Genomic DNA, 15,934 nt, shown 5'->3' with positions numbered 1-15,934 from the left:
GGTGAGTTTAAGAGAAGATTGGATCCAACCGGGCGAAGATGAACCGAGCCTTCGCCCCACAAAATTATCTGAATTTATAGGACAAAAAGAGGTTTTAGCCAATCTTTCGGTTTATGTAGAGGCGGCTCGGAAACGAAAGAGCCCCCTCGACCATGTTCTTATTTCCGGTCCTCCTGGCCTTGGAAAAACCACTCTTGCCAATATCATTGCCAATGAGCTTGCCGTGGCCTTCACACCCACATCCGCTCCTGCTATTTCCAAAGGTGCGGATCTTGTTCGTTTTTTAACTTTACTCAAAACCAACGAAGTCCTTTTTATCGACGAAATCCACGGCTTTATCAAAAAACAAGAAGAGTTGCTCTATCCTGCGATGGAGAACTTCTTTGTGGACCTTGTGGTAGGCGAAGGAGTCACTGCCAATGCCCTCCAGATCCAACTCCAACCCTTTACCCTTGTCGGTGCCACCACTCGCTCTGGGCTTGTGAGTGAACCCTTAAAGTCACGGTTTGGAATCCATCTCAAACTGGATTTTTATACTGATGGGGAAATGCAAATCATCGTGGATCGTTCGGCAAAACTCCTTGGAGTTTCTCTGGGAGATGGGGTGGCTTTAGAGATTGGAAAACGAAGCCGCAAAACTCCAAGGATTGCCAATCATCTTTTGAAACGAGTTCGGGACTTTGCAGAAGTTCGCAATGAAACTTCTGTTAGTTTAGAAACTTGCAAGTTTGCTTTCGAAAGGATGGGTGTGGACCATTTGGGCCTCGATGCCGTGGATCGCCAAATTTTGGACATTCTCATCCATCGTTACGGTGGTGGGCCTGTGGGAATCAAACCCATTGCGGTGGTTCTTGGGGAAGAAGAACGCACTTTAGAAGACACCTACGAACCATTTCTTGTCCGGGTGGGTCTCATTGACCGCACACCACAAGGGCGAGTGGCTACGAAAAAAGCTTACGAACATTTGGGAATTGTGTATACTGGAAATATCGGGGAAAATCGCGAAAATGGCCCAACTCTCTTTTGATTTCCGGTTACCTGAAAAGGAAGAAGGGGAACGTAGACTTTTCTTCGCCTTCACCTTTGTCATCCTCATTGCCTCCTTTGTCCTCGCACACCTCATCACAAGGAATATGCTTTGGAAGATGATGGCTGAAGAACAAGCCGCTGAAATGTTAGGGCCCAAAGAACAGGAAAAAATTTACGAAGTTCTTGTCGAACAGCAGTTTATCAACCCAGACAAAAAAGATGAATACAAAGCCCTCTCTAACAAGGATTCGTCGGGCGGTGGTGGCCTCACGGAAAAACAAGGATTCCATACTCTCACACAATTTCGTGAATTCATCATGGGAAGTTCTGCATCCACTCCAAGTAAAGCCCAACCCAAATCAGAACAATCCAAAGAAGAAGAACTTTTTGAAGTAGGGATTTTTAAAGCAGATCCCAAAACCAATTCCAATGCCGAAGAAAGTCCGAACCAGTCCGCAAGTTCTGGGCAAATGACAAAAATTCCGTTTAACTATAGGTTCCAACAAGACTTTTTGTTCCGTTGGGACGGTGCCAAAGCTCTTACGATTCCCACCAAACAATTAGCAGGTTATTATTACTTTAAAAACATGTTAAAACGAATTGAGGAATCTTTTGCTCCTCCTGGTGGTGGAAACTATGCTTACCGAGACATGGCAGGTGTTGTCGCACGAGAAGGAATCAAAGAAGGGGAAACCAAAGTTTTATTTATGTTAAGCGAACAAGGCCAAGTTTTGGATGTTCGTTTGGTGACCTCACAAGGGCAAGTGGTGGTAGACCAAGCTTGTATGGATTCGATTCGAGGGCAAAATTTTGGCCCCGTTCCGGAAGAAGTGAAATCCAAAGGTCTTATCTTTGGAATCAACTTCATCTTTCCTGGAATGAGATATTATCGTTAGCGTTTACTTTACTCTGTCACAAGAGTACAACCGTATTCTTTAGAAAGGAATTTGGCTGTATTGGTTCGTCCTAGTCCCTTCACTGTCACAGACATATTTTCCTTGTCTAATTTGAATTCGCTAATGGGAACCCACTGACGTGCAAAGTCATGGCACTGTTCTTCGGAAAGTTGCATCACAAAGTAACAACTACAATATTCTTTGGAATAAAAACTAGAAATAATGGATGGGAAACTAGAAAGATGTTTCCAGTTCCATTGTGCCCAAAACAAAATAAATAAAAACAACAATGATAGGATCACAGAAATTTTTCTTTTCATAAGATTACCGAATTACCGACTCTTTCACTAATTTTAAAAAATCATTTTTGATAAACGCTTTTTCGCGATCATCACCAAACCGAACAATGATTAAATCAAGGCTTGGAATTACATACAACATCTGTCCCCAGTGACCAAGGCCTGCAAAGGTATCTTTTGGGGCATCGGGCCAAGGTTCGTGAACTCCTCTTTCGGGAACACCTGTATTGGCATACCAGTGGGCAGTATAATTGTCTTGGTCTAAATCCTCGGAATATGGTGTGGTTTTATATCCAGGGGCAGGTGTTCTTGTAAACTGAACCCAACCCTCAGGTAACAAACGTTCACCGTTCCATACTCCATCGTTTAAATATAAATAACCAATTTTTGCTAAGTCTTTGGCAGTCATATAAAGATAAGAGGATCCAACGTAAGTTCCAGACCCATCTCGTTCAAAAGTTACATTTGTAATCCCAAGAGGTTTGAATATTTTTTCAAAAGGCAGTTTGTCGTATTCCTCAGCACCATATACTTTTTTGAGAATGGCAGAGAGGATATTGGTATCACAACTGGAATAGTAAACCTGGGTTCCTGGTTCTGCACGGAGTGGAAGGCCTGCACAGAAGGCTCCCATGTCTTTACGTCCTCTGGTATACAACATAGCAATCACAGAAGATTTTAAGGGGCCACTTTCATATCCTTCTTCTGCAGCAAGTCCAGAGGACATATTGAGAAGATGTCTAATTGTAATTTTTTTATGAGCTTCATCACGACTCAGTGGTTCGTAATGGTAATAACCGGGATCGTCTAACTTAACAAGACCCTCTTTGACAGCAATTCCATACATGGTTTGTAAAATACTTTTAGAAACAGACCAAGTTAAATGAATTTTGTCTTCGGAAAAGTTCCTTGCGTATTTTTCATAAATGAGTTTTCCATTTCTTAAAATCACCAACGCATCGGTTCGTCTTCCTTTGCGATCGGTTTCATCTCCAGTTCTTGTGAAAGCATATTCTTCTACTAACCCTAGTTTAGTGGAAGATACTCCTACGGATTCAGGTGAGACAACTTTCCAGTTGGGATTTGGCCATTCTGGTTTCAATCGGGGTTTTAATGTGGTTATTTCTGGTTCACCACCAAAAGGGGAGAGGTCTTTGCCGCAATGTACAAAGGTTAATAAAAGTAGAAAGATAAGGCTTCGTTTCATAGAATTCCTGATTCAGATTCGTTTCAGAATTCTATGCGAGTATTTATCGTTTGAAAAGGAAAAAAGAAAATGGTTACGCTTTTTCTGCGTATCCTTTAAGTTTTTGTACCATAGAAAAAAGTCCGTTCCTTCGTGAGATCGAAAGAAACTTTGCAAGACCTACTTCTTCGATAAAACCGAGTGAGGCATCCGCTATATCTTTGGGAGATTGTCCTGAAAAGACGCGTATTAAAATGGCGATTAGACCTTTTGTGAGAGCTGTGTCACTATCCGCATCGAACTCCAATCTTCCGGCTTCCAATTTTGGTGCTACCCAAACTCGGGATTGGCAACCTGGGACTATATATTCTTCTGTTCGTTTTTCATCGGGATAAGGGGGAAGTTCTTCACCCAACTCAATTAGGTATTGGAATTTTTCTTCCCAGTCGGTTAGATCAGAAAACTCTGCTATGATTTCTTTTTGAATTTCTTCTATCGACTTACTCATGTTTGGTGCCTGGTGTTGGAATTTCAACAAACTTATCCTTTTTTCTCATGTAGAATTGGTTAAAGTTTGCATTAGTTAGATTTTTTATTTCCACTCGATTGACAGTGGAGACAGTGAGTTCATACAATTCTCCATTCGATTTAAAAAAATAATCCATCCGGAGTTTTTCTTCTAATACATATTCTACATCTTTCCAAATTAGTTTTTTGGATTCAAAATCTACATACAAACATTCTGGAGGTTTGACGAGAACATAACAAAATTCGCCGGCTTTGGGTACACCTTTATAAAACAATCCACAGTTGGAAAAAAAAACGGAAATCAAACCAATAAACAAAATAGCGACCGTTAGACGCATGGATTGGGATATAGAAAAAATATTGGAAAATGTAAAAAGGAAAATTTTCATTCTATTTTTTCCGGTGTTAAATCCAATTTGGTTTTCGTTCCTGGTTTTTCAGAAACCATCTTAGCCACAAGAAGTGGGATCTCAGGATTTTTTTTGCCTGAAGAAAGATAAAACTCTTCTAAGAGATCGATTCCTTTTTGCGAAAGGTTTTGTAAGTGAAAGATTGTCGCTTCGGTGATAATAGAAGTTTCTGTAATTCGATCTGGATTGTTCGACTTAGCTTGTCTAAGCAGAGACAAAGCGCCTACATAATCTTTTTTATAAAACTTTCCAAGTCCTCGTAAAAAATTCTCTTCTCTTGGAGTGAATTGGATTCCCGCTTTGTACGTTGGGTCTTTGGTTATGGTGATGAGTTTATCAAGACCTGTTGCATCACCAGCTAACATAGTATTGAAGGTGAGTAACCAAATATAAACAGTTTGGAATTCGGGAGAAAGTTTGGAACGGTCTAAATTTCCGTATTCCGCAATCAAAACTTGCGGCCGTTTGACTTGGCGATGTGTTTCCCCTAAAAACAACAATACTTTGTTATTTTCCCAATCGGTAAATGGGGAAGAGGAAAAAGATTCGGCAGTCCTTGCATTCCAAAATATAGAATCCAATGTGGAATCTGCAAGAACAGATGATCCAATGAAGTTTTTAAACTCGGATCCTAAGTGCAAAATCAAACTATCGTGGTCAAAATAAATTCCGATTCGATAAAGGTTCCAATACAAACTCCTTGCAATCAAATGAAAGGCAACAGGATCGGTTGGATCTTTTTCTGAGTAGGTTGTGGCAATGGATTGGAAATCTTCTATATCTTTTTCTTTGAGATTTCCTGATTTCCAGAGTTCGATTGTTTTTTCTTTGGTTTTTTCTGCTCTGACACTTTGGTCTTTTGCAAAAAGAAAATAAATTTCTTTTCTATAGGTAAACCCTAACACGGACAGACCAAGCGCTAAAACCAATAGAAATAGCGGTGTCTTTGATTTCTTCTTTCTGTGTGGTTCGTACCGGGAGTAAATCGCCATCGTTGGTTCCCATTTTTTTTTGCCCTCCCCACTTGACACGGCTTTTTCTTTGTGATTTAGTGAGAAGGGTATGGAAGATGACTTTTTAGATGATGACGAATTCGATGCAGATAGCCTCAACGAAGACGTCGTAACGTATGCTTGTGAGGATTGTGACCACCGTTGGGAAGCCGAAGGGGAGGACGAATACCTCGATTCTTGGGAATTGATCTGCCCTATGTGCGGATCTTCGAATATCACCGAACTGTAATTTGTCTTATTTTCAGTATATTTTTGGTTTTTTAATTCTGCCTTCGTTCCTTTGGGGAGAAACCTCAGGTTTTTCAACCCTCTATGCCGAATTTAAAAAAGGAAATTACGCTACTGTTTCCAAAGGGTCCCTACAATACTTAAACGGACCTGAGAATGAGAAGGATCCTCGGATTTTTTTCCTTTATGTTTCTACAGAAGAAAATTGGGCACAACTTAAGACTAAGGTGGTTCGTGATGTTCCACCTAACTTTCGATCATCGGTTCACTATTGGAACGCAATCTATTTGTTTATGGAACGCGCTCTTGTGTTTGGCGACTCAGATTTACTCATTGAATGGGGAAAAGATTTCCAAAAATTTGGAAAAACAAGCCCCAAGTACAATGATGCGCTTCTTTTATACGGACTTGGTCTTATGGATCTAAAAAATGAATCAGAAGCAAAAAAAGTATTTTCTGAAATTGAATCAAACTCTCCCTCCAAACACGTGTTATCGCAGTTAGAAGAGATTAAATCCTCAGGTAAATAAATGAAAGGATTACGTGTATCACAGGGAAAGTGGAAGGGAAAAGAAATTCCATCACCATCCGATGTTTCTGGACATTTGAATTTTACCAATAGCCTCGTCAAAAAAGCTATTTTTTCCTTAATGGATTCACGTTTGCTTTCTTGGGGTCTTAGTTTTGAATCTGTTTTGTTTTGTGATTATTTTGCAGGAAGTGGTCAAATTTCGGCCGAAGCCTATAGTTTATCAGTACATAGACTTCTCACTTATGAATTGGATCAAACTAGGTTTAGGCAACTTCACTCTCTTTTTCGTGGACTAACCCAAGTACAATTGTTTCGAAAAGATGCAACCAAACACGCATTAAAGTGGGAATTGGGAGAAGAGTCGGCTTATATCTTTTATTTGGATCCACCTTACACGTATTGGTCGGAAACTCCTACTCGTATGAAAGTGATGTTAGAAGGATTATATGCTTTTTGTTTATCTTTACAAAAACCTTTCCTAATTTTATGCCAAATCCCTGAACACCAACCAATCGATAAAATTTGGTCAGAGGTTCCTCATAAAGTAAGAGAGTATGGTAGTCATTTTATCATAGAAACTGGTTTCGAAAATGTCGAGACTCCCCAATCTTAAAAAAAACAATTTAAATTTTCGATTCACTGGTAAGTTATTTTTCCAATTTATATTTATCATTGGAATCTTTTTTTGTAATTTTACACTCAGCGCTTTACCAACTTACAAAGAAGTAAAATCACAATACCTTCCTTCTGACATACAAGTGTTTGATCGAACAGGGGAACTCATCCAAAGATACCGAATCAGAAATGATTACCGTTCAGAAGAATGGACCGAATATCAAAAACTTCCCAAGTTCTTAATCGATTCTGTGATTCATGCAGAAGACAAACGATTCTTTGAACATACTGGTATTGATTCAAATGCACTTGTATCTTCTTTCTTTGGGAATTTGAAAGGACAAACATTACGAGGTGGATCGACGATTTCGATGCAGCTTGTTTCTCTTTTGGATCCAGAACTAAAATCCTCTGCATCCAAAAGAAAAACTTTTTTCCAAAAAATCAAACAAATCCAAAGGGCAGTAGAGTTAGAAGAAACTTGGACTAAGGAAGAAATTTTTACTGCCTATATCAATTTGATTTATTTCAGAGGGGAGTTAAAAGGAATTACATCTGCAAGTAAAGGGCTTTTTCGAAAATCTCCTGATGCTCTCACACCTAACGAAACATATTTACTCGCGGCCCTCATACGTTCCCCTCAAAGTCCCATTGAAAAAGTAATCAAACGAGTTTGTTTACTTAAAAAAGAAAAAGATGGTGTCAGTGACTGTGAATCAATTTCCCAATTTGTTAGGGAAAGTCTGTTTCGAAGTTTAGATTATCCTCAATACCCATCCTTTGTTCCACTATATACAAAAACTTTTTTAGATGCTTTAGCTGAGAAACAAAACAAAGATGAGTTTAAAAACAATTCACAATTGAACTCATCCTTGTCTTTAACCTTTCAAAGAAAAGTGGAAGAGATCCTAAAACGAAATGTAAAAACACTGACCGACAAAAATGTAAAAGATGGGGCTGTGGTTGTGATCGACAATCGCACAGGCCAAGTATTGGTTTATGTTCCAAATATTGGGGAGGAAAGTTCAGTATCCAAACTTGATCTCATTCGAAGCAAAAGGCAAGTGGGTTCCACTTTAAAACCTTTTGTTTATGCACAAAACTTTGAAGAAAATAAACTGACACCCGATTCCATTCTTTCGGATTCGCCGGTGGGCATTCCCGTTTACCAAGGAATCTATCGGCCGTTAAATTATGATAAATCCTATAAAGGAAATGTTACGGTTCGTGAAAGCCTTGGTTCTTCCTTAAATATCCCAGCTATCAGGGCATTGTCATTTTTAGACATCAATGAATTTATTTTGGTATTAGAAAGACTAGGAATCACTGGGCTTCGGTATCCTGAATTTTATGGCCCATCTTTGGCTCTCGGAACAGCCGACATCACTCTTTTAGAGTTGACCAATGCTTACCGAACCTTAGCCAACGGAGGAATGTATTCCGAATTAAAATTTGATCTTTCCCAAGAATTGACTAGTCCAAGAAAGGTGTTTTCGCCTAAATCAAGTTATCTGGTGTCTGAAATCCTTTCCGATCGAGAGGCTAGGTCTCTCGGATTTGGATGGGATAATTTTTTATCTACTTCTTATTATACCTCTGTTAAAACGGGAACAAGCCAAGATATGAGGGACAATTGGTGTATTGGTTATTCAGAATTTTTTACCGTAGGAGTTTGGGTAGGAAATCCCACAGGAAGTCCTATGTTAGATGTATCGGGAATTACTGGTGCTGCTCCTGTTTGGCGAGAGACAATGGATTTATTTCATGAATCACTAGGTTCTCAACTAAATCCACCACAAGAGATAAGTTCTGATGATTCAAATTCCAGTTTTACATCGTCTAAGGAGAGTAGGATAGAGAGGACAAAGACAACAAGGATCCTTACACCTGTGAATGGAAGTATCTTTGCATTGGATCCAGATATTCCTTTAGGTCGCCAAAAAATCCTCTTTACATTCAGTTCTTACGATGTTTCGTATTCTTATTATTTAAACGATGAAAAGATTGGCTCTGCCGGAGGGCCTTACCTCTGGGATCCAAAGAAGGGAGAATATCGTTTGCAAGTAAAAGATAGAGATGATAAAGTTTTATCTCTTTCTTTATTTGAAGTTCGGTAACAACAAATGCCAAAACCAATCAAATACAAACATAAATTCACACAACAGGTAGTCTGGGGTGAGATGGATGCTTTCGGTCACGTAAACAATGTTACGTATGTTAGATACTTTGAATCTGCTAGGGCCGATTATTTTACCAAAGAAGGATTGTGGGACTCACCATTAAAACCAGTGAAAGCTGGGCCTGTGTTAACACATCTCGATATGGATTATCGCAAACAAGTTGTTTTTCCTGCTACGTTAGAGATTACCTTGGAAGTCGAATCCATATCTTCTAGAGCATTCACTGTGATTTGTTCCATGTGGAATGAAAACGAAGAATGTGTATTAACAGGAAATGCTGCCTTTGTCTGGTTTGATTTTGAATTACAAAAAACTTCCGCTCTTCCCGAATATTTTAAAACAAAATTTGGATCTAACCATTTGGTATGAATAAACAATCCTTCCAAGAACGATTTAAACTTGATGATGAGGTGATGAAGATTTCAAGGATCTGCCTCATTGTTTTTTTTAGTTTTATAGGTTTTGGAGTTTTTGCCCCTACAATTGAGTTGGGATTGTATGATCCTAAATGGATCCGTATTTTACATGCCTCTGTCACCTTTGGATTTTTTATAGCCACCTATTTTTCAGATTGGGTTCGTAAACAAATCCAATCCATCATGCTTTTTTTCTTTTATACGATGAGTGCGCATTCTCTCATTTTACTTTATTGGAATTCACTTTACATAGGTTATCTGGTAGGAATGATTTTGGTTCTTTCTTGTATTGGAGTGAGTTTTGTTGATCGTCGCTCCCTTGTTTCATATTTGGGAACAATCACTTCTGCGGGAATACTCATAGGTATTTATACAAAAGAACCTCAGGTAGATTTACCACTTTATCTTTCTGCAATCATTACACCGGCGCTCGTTTCTTATTTAACACTAAATATACGATTAAGTTCTGTTGAAAAACTTAGGATCTCTGAATCCCAACTCAAAGGGTTTCAAGACCGAATGTTAAATGAACTTGAATTGGCAAACGAAACTCAATCCAATTTAGTTACGACCGAGTGGCCAAAAACAAAAGGTCTTCGTCTACATTCTTTTTTCAGGTCTTTTGGGCAAGTAGGTGGAGATGCTATTAGTTATTTGGAAAGAGAGGATGGAAAGTTGGCCCTTTTTTTTGCCGACGTATCTGGTCATGGAATTGCCTCTGCTATGGTTTCTGCAATGGCAGTTCTCGCTTTTAAAATTCATGGAAACCAAAACGAACCTTCAACTTGTTTAAAATCAATTCATACCGACTTGCAAACGTTAGTGCCAGGCAATCATATTAGCGCTTGTGTACTCTTTGTGGATACTGATACAAAAGAAATTCGATATTCCGTCGCAGGCCATCCCCCTCTTGTCAGGATGGAAAAAGATTCTGATCCAAGTTTTATAGAAGGCATGGGCACTCTTATTGTTTCTTATTTGAAACCAAACTTAAAAGATTTTACGATCACACCAAATTCAGGAGACCGCATTTTACTCTATTCTGATGGAATTTTGGAAGTTTTTAATGAGGTTGGAGAGATTTATGGAGACGAACATTTACTCTCCTCTATAAAAAATCATTCTGACAAAAAAGGTGAAGAATTTTTAAATGCTCTATATGAGGACTCCATGTCATTTTCGGCAAAACGAATTTCCGACGATATGAGTATGTTACTATTGGAAATTTTATGAATTTGTTGTTAACTCCATTTCTTTGGTTCAAAAAAGAGTTCATTCCTTTTCGAACATTAGACCGTTATTTATTTTTAGATTTTTTCAAAACATTTATTGGAACTCTCATCATGTTAACATCGATGATTGTGATTTATAAGTTCACTGATGTGATGAAGTATTTGGTTTCTTCCAAAGTGAACCAAGCACATGTGTATCTTCATGTTTTATATTCTTTGCCATCGATGGTGGATCAAGTTGTCGCACCGGCATTGATGTTTTCCGTTTGTTTTGTAATCGGCCAATTTAGTGTAAACAAAGAGCTTGTGGCGATGATGGTGGCAGGGGTTTCTTTTATTCGAATCATTACACCCATTTTGTTTTTTGGAATTTCAATGTGGCTCATTATGACTTTGTTTGGACAAACCGTAGTCATTCCTGCAAACAAAAAAGCACAAATTGAATATAGCATAATGGCAAAGGGTTCTAACCGTTTGATCGATTTTGTTTACCAATTGCATATCAAGGGAAAAAAAGGATTTTATTACGTCTATTGGATCGATGAAAAAGAAAACACTGTGAAAGGTGGATTCAATTATATCGAAATCACTCCAGATGGTCACCCTACGTACACTGTGTCCTCACAGAAGGCAAAGTTCATTCCATCCCCACATAGTTGGGTTTTGTATGATGCAGAAGAGGTTCGATTTAACGAAAACTTAGAGTTGGTTTCCCGAACCAAATATGCAGAAAAAACTTATGATTTCCCGGAGGATTTAGCTTACTTTTCTAAACCAGTTCGTAATCCCGAAGAGATGAATTTTTTTGAATTGGCCGATGAAATAGATTCAAGGATTACCAAAGGAATTCCTTTTCGCAATGTCATCATTCAACAACATATGGCGTTTGCAATGCCTCTTATGTCTTTTGTTGTAGTGGCTCTTGGAGCACTTGCCGGTGCTATCACCAAACGTTCTGCAGGTGTGGCAAGTCTTGGTTTAACTATCGCCGTTGTTTTGTTATATTATATTTTGAATTCGACTGCCAAAACTTTAGCGGAAAATGGTGCCTTACCGATTTGGATCGGTATGTGGATGACACCAGTGATTTTTACTTCGGCAGCTTATTTTTTGTATCGACGAATGAATATTTAATTTTCAGTTAAAAACACTCGTTTGTAAAGATCCGTTTGTAAAATGCCTTTCGGATCATACTTTTTCTTTAAGGAATAAAACCGTTTTAGATTTTCTTTTGGAAAATACGATTCCATCACACGTTTGCGAAGAGTGGAGTCTTTTGCAAAATAAAACCTTCCTTTGTGTTTTAAAACAATTTCATCCATTTCATGACAAAGGGGCCATAGTTTTTCTTTGGTTCCTTTAGTAACTGGAAAATCCATCGCCATAGAAAATCCATCCACTGCATGAGTCAGTAAAAACGGATCAGGTTTGTGTTTTTTGAAAACAGATAGGTAGTTCACAATTCCACGTTCTTGGCATACAGTAAAAATTTCACGAAACGCTTGTTTTGCGTTTTCCTTTGGAATGAACACTTGGTATTGAATCATCGAACCTGGTTTATAAACAAATTTCCAATTAGGAACATAGTCCAAAAGGAATGCATATTCTGCATGACCTTGGTAATAGGCTTTATTGTTTACGAGAATACTCGCAATACATTTAGCCAAATTGACGAGTCGCATTCCTAAATTAAAACTAAAGGGACGCATAAGGATCCACATCCACTTTTTAGGAATCAAATAGAATAGACGAGAAGGAAGGTGTTGTCTTTCTAGCAGGCAGTTCCCTGGAAAGTCTGGATCTTCTCCTTCTTTTAGGTTGGTGGCTTTGTGAATTTGGCCCCTGCCCATAGATTTTCCCGATGCAAAGGCATCTATCCATCCTACTAAATAATCAGAAGTTTTATAGTGTTCTTCGAAATAAGCGAATAGTTCATCGAAGTTTCTGACATACACGGGATCAATTTTCATTTTTCCTGCATAGATTGGTTTCATTTTGATTTGAACTGTCAAAAAGCAACCTAACATTCCAAAGCCGGAAATTGCAGAATAAAACAAATCGGTATTTTTTTTAGGAGAACAAACTAAAATATCTCCTTTGGCAGTCAGGAAGGTAAACTCTTTAATGTGTTCGCCAATGGTTCCTACTTTAAAGTTGTTTTTTCCATGAATGTTCATAGAAAGTGCCCCACCTAAGGTTGGCATCATAGTTCCAGAAACCACTGGTGGCCAAAAACCATTTTCGATTCCAGTTTCCCAAAGATCTTTGATCCGAGCACCAGATTGTACGGTCATCACACCTGTTTTCAGATTAAAATCTAAAACTTTATTAAAACGAGTGAGATCTAAAACAACTCCTTCAGTATTCGTGGATGCGTCACCATAACTGCAACCGCCGCCGCGTAACGCAACTTTGGTGCCGGTATGATTGGCCCAAACAAAAAGTTCTTTGATTTCTTCTTCTGTTTCTGGTCGAAACACTGGTGAAAGAGAAAAAGAACTCATTCCCCATGCTTCCACTTTTTCCTTATTAGGAACTTTAATTTCAGGAGCTGATTTAGTTTTTTTAGCGACCATATTATATACTCAGTTTTTTAAAAATGAAATTGGGAATGTTACGAATGATAAGACCAATAAGAGCCCATATCCCAGGCACAAAAGCTTCGTCTTTACCGCTAGCAACGATATTGCGAATTTTTTCTGCTGCTTCTTCTGCAGTGATTGCTTTCATTAATCCTTTTTCAGGAAGTTTGAGGCCTTTAGTCATTTCCGTTAGAACAAATCCAGGTTTAATCGTTGTTACTTGCACATTTGATTCAGACAACCGATTGCGAAGTGCTTCCAGGTATGTATTTAGAGCAGCTTTGGATGTATTATAAACAGGATTTCCTTTTCGACCTCGTTCCCCAGCGATAGAAGAGATTCCTATAATTTTGCCTGATTTTTGTTTAGTGAAATAAGTGGCAACGGGATTTAAAAAGGCGACAGCTCCTAGTAAATTAACATTTAACATTTCCAAATCTTTGGTCGTATTGTATTCGTTAGGAGAAATTTCTGGCATTACACCAGATGCAAAGTACACTTCGTCCACTCCGCCAAGTAAACTCACTGCTTTGTCAAAAGTTTTTTCGGCTGCGGAAAACTTTGTCACATCATAGACCAAAGGAAAGGCTCTTTTCTCTTTTCCTGAATTGGCTTTTTTAGATATGGATTCGAGGGACTTTTCCCTTCTGGCTAAAAGTGCTACGGAATTTCCTGCGTTCAATTCAGCATCTGCTATGGCTTTTCCGATCCCACTCGAGGCACCGACGATGATTATTTTTTTCCCCATGTTTACGTTTTTTTGGTTTAAGCGAATCTGGCAAGTGGTTTCAATAGAGTTGTGCCCGTAATTGAGAGAATCCTGATCGACGGGATGAATCTAATGTATAAATTTCCCGATTTAGCATTTTGTTTGGGGGAATACCGTCTCCAAGATGCCCGGGACGGCTTACTTCAGCACTTAAAACGGTTCTACCAGAAGAATAAACATTCTAAAATTTTAGTGTTTTTTGACGGCAAAAAGGATATTACCTCAGATTGTTATTCAGAAGATTGGGGTGATTTTTCCATCCATTACAGCCATGAAAAAAAAGCAGACGAACTCATCATTGGATATTTGAACTTATGTCCAATACCTTCACAATGTTTGGTGGTATCTTCGGATAAGGAGATCATAAGTTTCGCAAGAAGGCTCCGTGCCAAACGAATGTCCTCAGAAGAATTTTATACAGAGTGGCTGAAAAAGGAAGCTGAAGAGGACGAATCGGAGTTTAACCACCTGAAAGAAGGATTGACACCAAGTTCAGAAACCGATTACTGGGAGAGACAATTCCTTCCTTGATATGTTGTTCAACTCAATCCCATTTTTAATCTTCTTTTCAATCGTTTACTTACTCTATTGGGCCATTCCCAGAGAGTTTCGAAAGTATTTCCTACTTGTTGCCGGGATCAGTTTTTATGCCTACTTTTCCCTCACACTGACCGTTCATTTTCTCATCGTCATCGGTATCAATTATCTATTGTATCGCAAAATCAATTCCACTCCTACAAAGTTTTGGATTGGACTCACTGTATCACTCAATCTAATCAACTTAGGTTTTTTTAAATATATTTATTTTTTCAGTAAGGTACTTGCTGATCTAACGAACTATCCGTTCTTTAAACAGGTTCCTGACCTCATCCATATTGCCTTACCACTTGCGATTAGTTTTTATACATTTCAAGTCATAGCAGCTGCAGTTGATACCTATCGTGATTCTTCCAAACCATTGGTAAAGGTGGAAGATTACTTTTTATTTGTAGCATTTTTTCCAGTGCTCATTGCAGGACCGATCATGAGAATGACCGATTTTTTTCCTAACCTGGACAAACTAACTCCAAGTAAAGAAAAGATGTATCGAGCTTCTTATTTGTTAATGTCAGGTCTTGTTAAAAAAGTTCTTGTGGCAGATCCGATGTCACTCACCATCTCACCAGTGTTTGGTTCACCTGCTGAATACGATTCCTTTTCTTTGTTCATAGCAGGAGTTTGTTATTCGATCCAAGTTTATAGTGATTTTTCTGGACTCACTGACATGGCAAGGTCTGTTGCCTTATTTTTAGGATTTGAAACTCCTGAAAACTTTAAGGCTCCATTTTTTTCAACCTCAGGACGTGAACTTTGGAAACGTTGGCATATCACCTTATCTTTCTGGTTAAGGGATTATATCTATTTTCCACTCGGAGGTTCTCGTAAAGGAGAACTTCGAACTTACTTAAATCTCATCATCATTATGACACTCGGTGGTTTTTGGCATGGTGCTGATTATACTTTTATTTGTTGGGGATTCTATTGGGGTGTAATTCTTGCAGGAGAAAGATACTTCGAAGATAATCTTGGATGGAAACTAACACCGCAAAAAAATAAATTCTTAATTGTGTTAAAGGCCTTAATCGTTTTTATTTTGTTTTCGATTTCTGGGTTAATGTTTCGTTCTAACAATGCAACGAATATGGTGGATCATTTTTACGGAATTTTTACCCACTTTTCTCATAGTTTGGAAGTTATGTTTGTTGGTGGGTCTAACGAATGGTTACTATCTGCTACATCTTTATTGGGACAGGGTTCTTCTTTTCGATTCCAACATATTGAGAATTTGGAACGAATTTTTTATACATCGATTGCTTTGTTATTTTTCCACCATATACAATATGTTCCTGAGTTTTGGGAACGTGTCCGTAAACATGATGTATGGCTTGCTCCTATGCTTGGTGTTGTTACTATTTTCCTTCTCGCCACTCTTTCGCAAGATGGTGGAGAATTTATCTATTATAAGTTTTAGGAGACATT

General features: G+C 38.4%; 18 protein-coding genes. 11 read left to right on the top strand and 7 right to left on the bottom strand.

The features are described from left to right. Position 1 precedes the first annotated feature (1 nt). Together ruvB and EHQ31_RS15720 are read left to right on the top strand one after the other, a co-directional pair. Positions 2-1,027 (top strand): Holliday junction branch migration DNA helicase RuvB, encoded by a 1,026-nt coding sequence (ruvB, locus tag EHQ31_RS15725; RefSeq protein WP_135571827.1) that lies wholly within the window; start codon positions 2-4, stop codon positions 1,025-1,027. Beyond that, the gene (locus EHQ31_RS15720; RefSeq protein ID WP_135571826.1) at positions 1,008-1,925 is read left to right on the top strand and encodes an energy transducer TonB; all 918 of its coding nucleotides are present in this window, start codon (positions 1,008-1,010) and stop codon (positions 1,923-1,925) included. Before ruvB ends, EHQ31_RS15720 begins: the two co-directional genes overlap by 20 nt. A gap of 8 nt (positions 1,926-1,933) precedes the next feature. On the opposite strand, the gene EHQ31_RS15715 is transcribed toward EHQ31_RS15720, so the two are convergent. The 5 genes from EHQ31_RS15715 to EHQ31_RS15695 form a co-directional block, all read right to left on the bottom strand. Next, complete coding sequence (locus tag EHQ31_RS15715; protein WP_135571824.1) at positions 1,934-2,245, bottom strand: hypothetical protein; 312 nt, start codon at positions 2,243-2,245, stop codon at positions 1,934-1,936. A gap of 4 nt (positions 2,246-2,249) precedes the next feature. Then, a complete protein-coding gene (locus EHQ31_RS15710; protein ID WP_135571822.1) occupies positions 2,250-3,431 on the bottom strand; it encodes a serine hydrolase domain-containing protein in 1,182 nt (393 codons plus the stop codon). Positions 3,432-3,504: 73 nt separating this feature from the next. Continuing rightward, positions 3,505-3,918 carry a SufE family protein gene (locus EHQ31_RS15705; protein WP_135571820.1) on the bottom strand — a complete coding sequence of 138 codons (414 nt, stop codon included), beginning with the start codon at positions 3,916-3,918 and terminating at the stop codon, positions 3,505-3,507. Next, positions 3,911-4,327: a hypothetical protein gene (locus tag EHQ31_RS15700; RefSeq protein ID WP_135571818.1), complete on the bottom strand. Its 417-nt coding sequence runs from the start codon at positions 4,325-4,327 to the stop codon at positions 3,911-3,913. Before EHQ31_RS15700 ends, EHQ31_RS15705 begins: the two co-directional genes overlap by 8 nt. Next, positions 4,324-5,253 (bottom strand): hypothetical protein, encoded by a 930-nt coding sequence (locus EHQ31_RS15695; protein WP_135571816.1) that lies wholly within the window; start codon positions 5,251-5,253, stop codon positions 4,324-4,326. The genes EHQ31_RS15700 and EHQ31_RS15695 overlap by 4 nt, the downstream gene beginning before the upstream one ends. Positions 5,254-5,410: 157 nt before the next feature. On the opposite strand from EHQ31_RS15695, the gene EHQ31_RS15690 reads away from it, so the two are divergent. From EHQ31_RS15690 to EHQ31_RS15660, 7 genes are read left to right on the top strand one after another with little or no spacing between them, the layout of a single operon-like run. Next, positions 5,411-5,590: a hypothetical protein gene (locus EHQ31_RS15690; RefSeq protein ID WP_004787310.1), complete on the top strand. Its 180-nt coding sequence runs from the start codon at positions 5,411-5,413 to the stop codon at positions 5,588-5,590. A gap of 1 nt (position 5,591) precedes the next feature. Then, positions 5,592-6,119 (top strand): tetratricopeptide repeat protein, encoded by a 528-nt coding sequence (locus tag EHQ31_RS15685; RefSeq protein WP_135571814.1) that lies wholly within the window; start codon positions 5,592-5,594, stop codon positions 6,117-6,119. Continuing rightward, positions 6,120-6,734, top strand: coding sequence for an RsmD family RNA methyltransferase (locus EHQ31_RS15680; RefSeq protein WP_135571812.1), 615 nt, complete (start codon positions 6,120-6,122; stop codon positions 6,732-6,734). It begins immediately after the preceding gene. After that, complete coding sequence (gene pbpC, locus EHQ31_RS15675; protein ID WP_135571810.1) at positions 6,712-8,853, top strand: penicillin-binding protein 1C; 2,142 nt, start codon at positions 6,712-6,714, stop codon at positions 8,851-8,853. The genes EHQ31_RS15680 and pbpC overlap by 23 nt, the downstream gene beginning before the upstream one ends. Positions 8,854-8,859: 6 nt before the next feature. Continuing rightward, complete coding sequence (locus EHQ31_RS15670; RefSeq protein WP_135571808.1) at positions 8,860-9,285, top strand: acyl-CoA thioesterase; 426 nt, start codon at positions 8,860-8,862, stop codon at positions 9,283-9,285. After that, positions 9,282-10,565 carry a PP2C family protein-serine/threonine phosphatase gene (locus EHQ31_RS15665; RefSeq protein ID WP_135571806.1) on the top strand — a complete coding sequence of 428 codons (1,284 nt, stop codon included), beginning with the start codon at positions 9,282-9,284 and terminating at the stop codon, positions 10,563-10,565. The genes EHQ31_RS15670 and EHQ31_RS15665 overlap by 4 nt, the downstream gene beginning before the upstream one ends. Beyond that, the gene (locus EHQ31_RS15660; protein WP_135571804.1) at positions 10,562-11,698 is read left to right on the top strand and encodes an LptF/LptG family permease; all 1,137 of its coding nucleotides are present in this window, start codon (positions 10,562-10,564) and stop codon (positions 11,696-11,698) included. The genes EHQ31_RS15665 and EHQ31_RS15660 overlap by 4 nt, the downstream gene beginning before the upstream one ends. Here EHQ31_RS15660 and EHQ31_RS15655 read toward each other — a convergent pair. Further along, positions 11,695-13,140: an FAD-binding oxidoreductase gene (locus EHQ31_RS15655; RefSeq protein ID WP_135571802.1), complete on the bottom strand. Its 1,446-nt coding sequence runs from the start codon at positions 13,138-13,140 to the stop codon at positions 11,695-11,697. The two genes, EHQ31_RS15660 and EHQ31_RS15655, sit on opposite strands and share 4 nt — an antisense overlap. Before the next feature lies 1 nt (position 13,141). After that, positions 13,142-13,894, bottom strand: a complete 753-nt coding sequence (locus tag EHQ31_RS15650) for an SDR family NAD(P)-dependent oxidoreductase (RefSeq protein ID WP_135571800.1) — start codon at positions 13,892-13,894, stop codon at positions 13,142-13,144. A 51-nt stretch (positions 13,895-13,945) separates the two neighbouring features. On the opposite strand from EHQ31_RS15650, the gene EHQ31_RS15645 reads away from it, so the two are divergent. Both EHQ31_RS15645 and EHQ31_RS15640 read left to right on the top strand, forming a co-directional pair. Continuing rightward, positions 13,946-14,446, top strand: a complete 501-nt coding sequence (locus tag EHQ31_RS15645; protein WP_261636775.1) for an NYN domain-containing protein — start codon at positions 13,946-13,948, stop codon at positions 14,444-14,446. A 1-nt stretch (position 14,447) separates the two neighbouring features. Beyond that, positions 14,448-15,926 carry an MBOAT family O-acyltransferase gene (locus EHQ31_RS15640; RefSeq protein ID WP_135571798.1) on the top strand — a complete coding sequence of 493 codons (1,479 nt, stop codon included), beginning with the start codon at positions 14,448-14,450 and terminating at the stop codon, positions 15,924-15,926. Positions 15,927-15,934 lie beyond the last annotated feature (8 nt).

The organism is Leptospira montravelensis, assembly GCF_004770045.1.
Taxonomy (GTDB): Bacteria; Spirochaetota; Leptospiria; order Leptospirales; family Leptospiraceae; genus Leptospira_A; species Leptospira_A montravelensis.
Note: the sequence above shows the minus strand (reverse complement) of the source record. Positions and strands in the feature narration are given on the sequence as shown.

What these genes read in the sequence shown, in the direction of transcription:
- EHQ31_RS15655 (WP_135571802.1), bottom strand. Translation starts at nt 13,140, where the DNA reads ATGGTCGCTAAAAAAACTAAATCAGCTCCTGAAATTAAAGTTCCTAAT.
- EHQ31_RS15640 (WP_135571798.1), top strand. Translation starts at nt 14,448, where the DNA reads ATGTTGTTCAACTCAATCCCATTTTTAATCTTCTTTTCAATCGTTTAC.
- EHQ31_RS15690 (WP_004787310.1), top strand. Translation starts at nt 5,411, where the DNA reads ATGGAAGATGACTTTTTAGATGATGACGAATTCGATGCAGATAGCCTC.
- EHQ31_RS15710 (WP_135571822.1), bottom strand. Translation starts at nt 3,431, where the DNA reads ATGAAACGAAGCCTTATCTTTCTACTTTTATTAACCTTTGTACATTGC.
- EHQ31_RS15705 (WP_135571820.1), bottom strand. Translation starts at nt 3,918, where the DNA reads ATGAGTAAGTCGATAGAAGAAATTCAAAAAGAAATCATAGCAGAGTTT.
- EHQ31_RS15665 (WP_135571806.1), top strand. Translation starts at nt 9,282, where the DNA reads ATGAATAAACAATCCTTCCAAGAACGATTTAAACTTGATGATGAGGTG.
- EHQ31_RS15680 (WP_135571812.1), top strand. Translation starts at nt 6,120, where the DNA reads ATGAAAGGATTACGTGTATCACAGGGAAAGTGGAAGGGAAAAGAAATT.
- EHQ31_RS15650 (WP_135571800.1), bottom strand. Translation starts at nt 13,894, where the DNA reads ATGGGGAAAAAAATAATCATCGTCGGTGCCTCGAGTGGGATCGGAAAA.
- pbpC (WP_135571810.1), top strand. Translation starts at nt 6,712, where the DNA reads ATGTCGAGACTCCCCAATCTTAAAAAAAACAATTTAAATTTTCGATTC.
- EHQ31_RS15700 (WP_135571818.1), bottom strand. Translation starts at nt 4,327, where the DNA reads ATGAAAATTTTCCTTTTTACATTTTCCAATATTTTTTCTATATCCCAA.
- EHQ31_RS15670 (WP_135571808.1), top strand. Translation starts at nt 8,860, where the DNA reads ATGCCAAAACCAATCAAATACAAACATAAATTCACACAACAGGTAGTC.
- EHQ31_RS15720 (WP_135571826.1), top strand. Translation starts at nt 1,008, where the DNA reads ATGGCCCAACTCTCTTTTGATTTCCGGTTACCTGAAAAGGAAGAAGGG.
- EHQ31_RS15660 (WP_135571804.1), top strand. Translation starts at nt 10,562, where the DNA reads ATGAATTTGTTGTTAACTCCATTTCTTTGGTTCAAAAAAGAGTTCATT.
- EHQ31_RS15715 (WP_135571824.1), bottom strand. Translation starts at nt 2,245, where the DNA reads ATGAAAAGAAAAATTTCTGTGATCCTATCATTGTTGTTTTTATTTATT.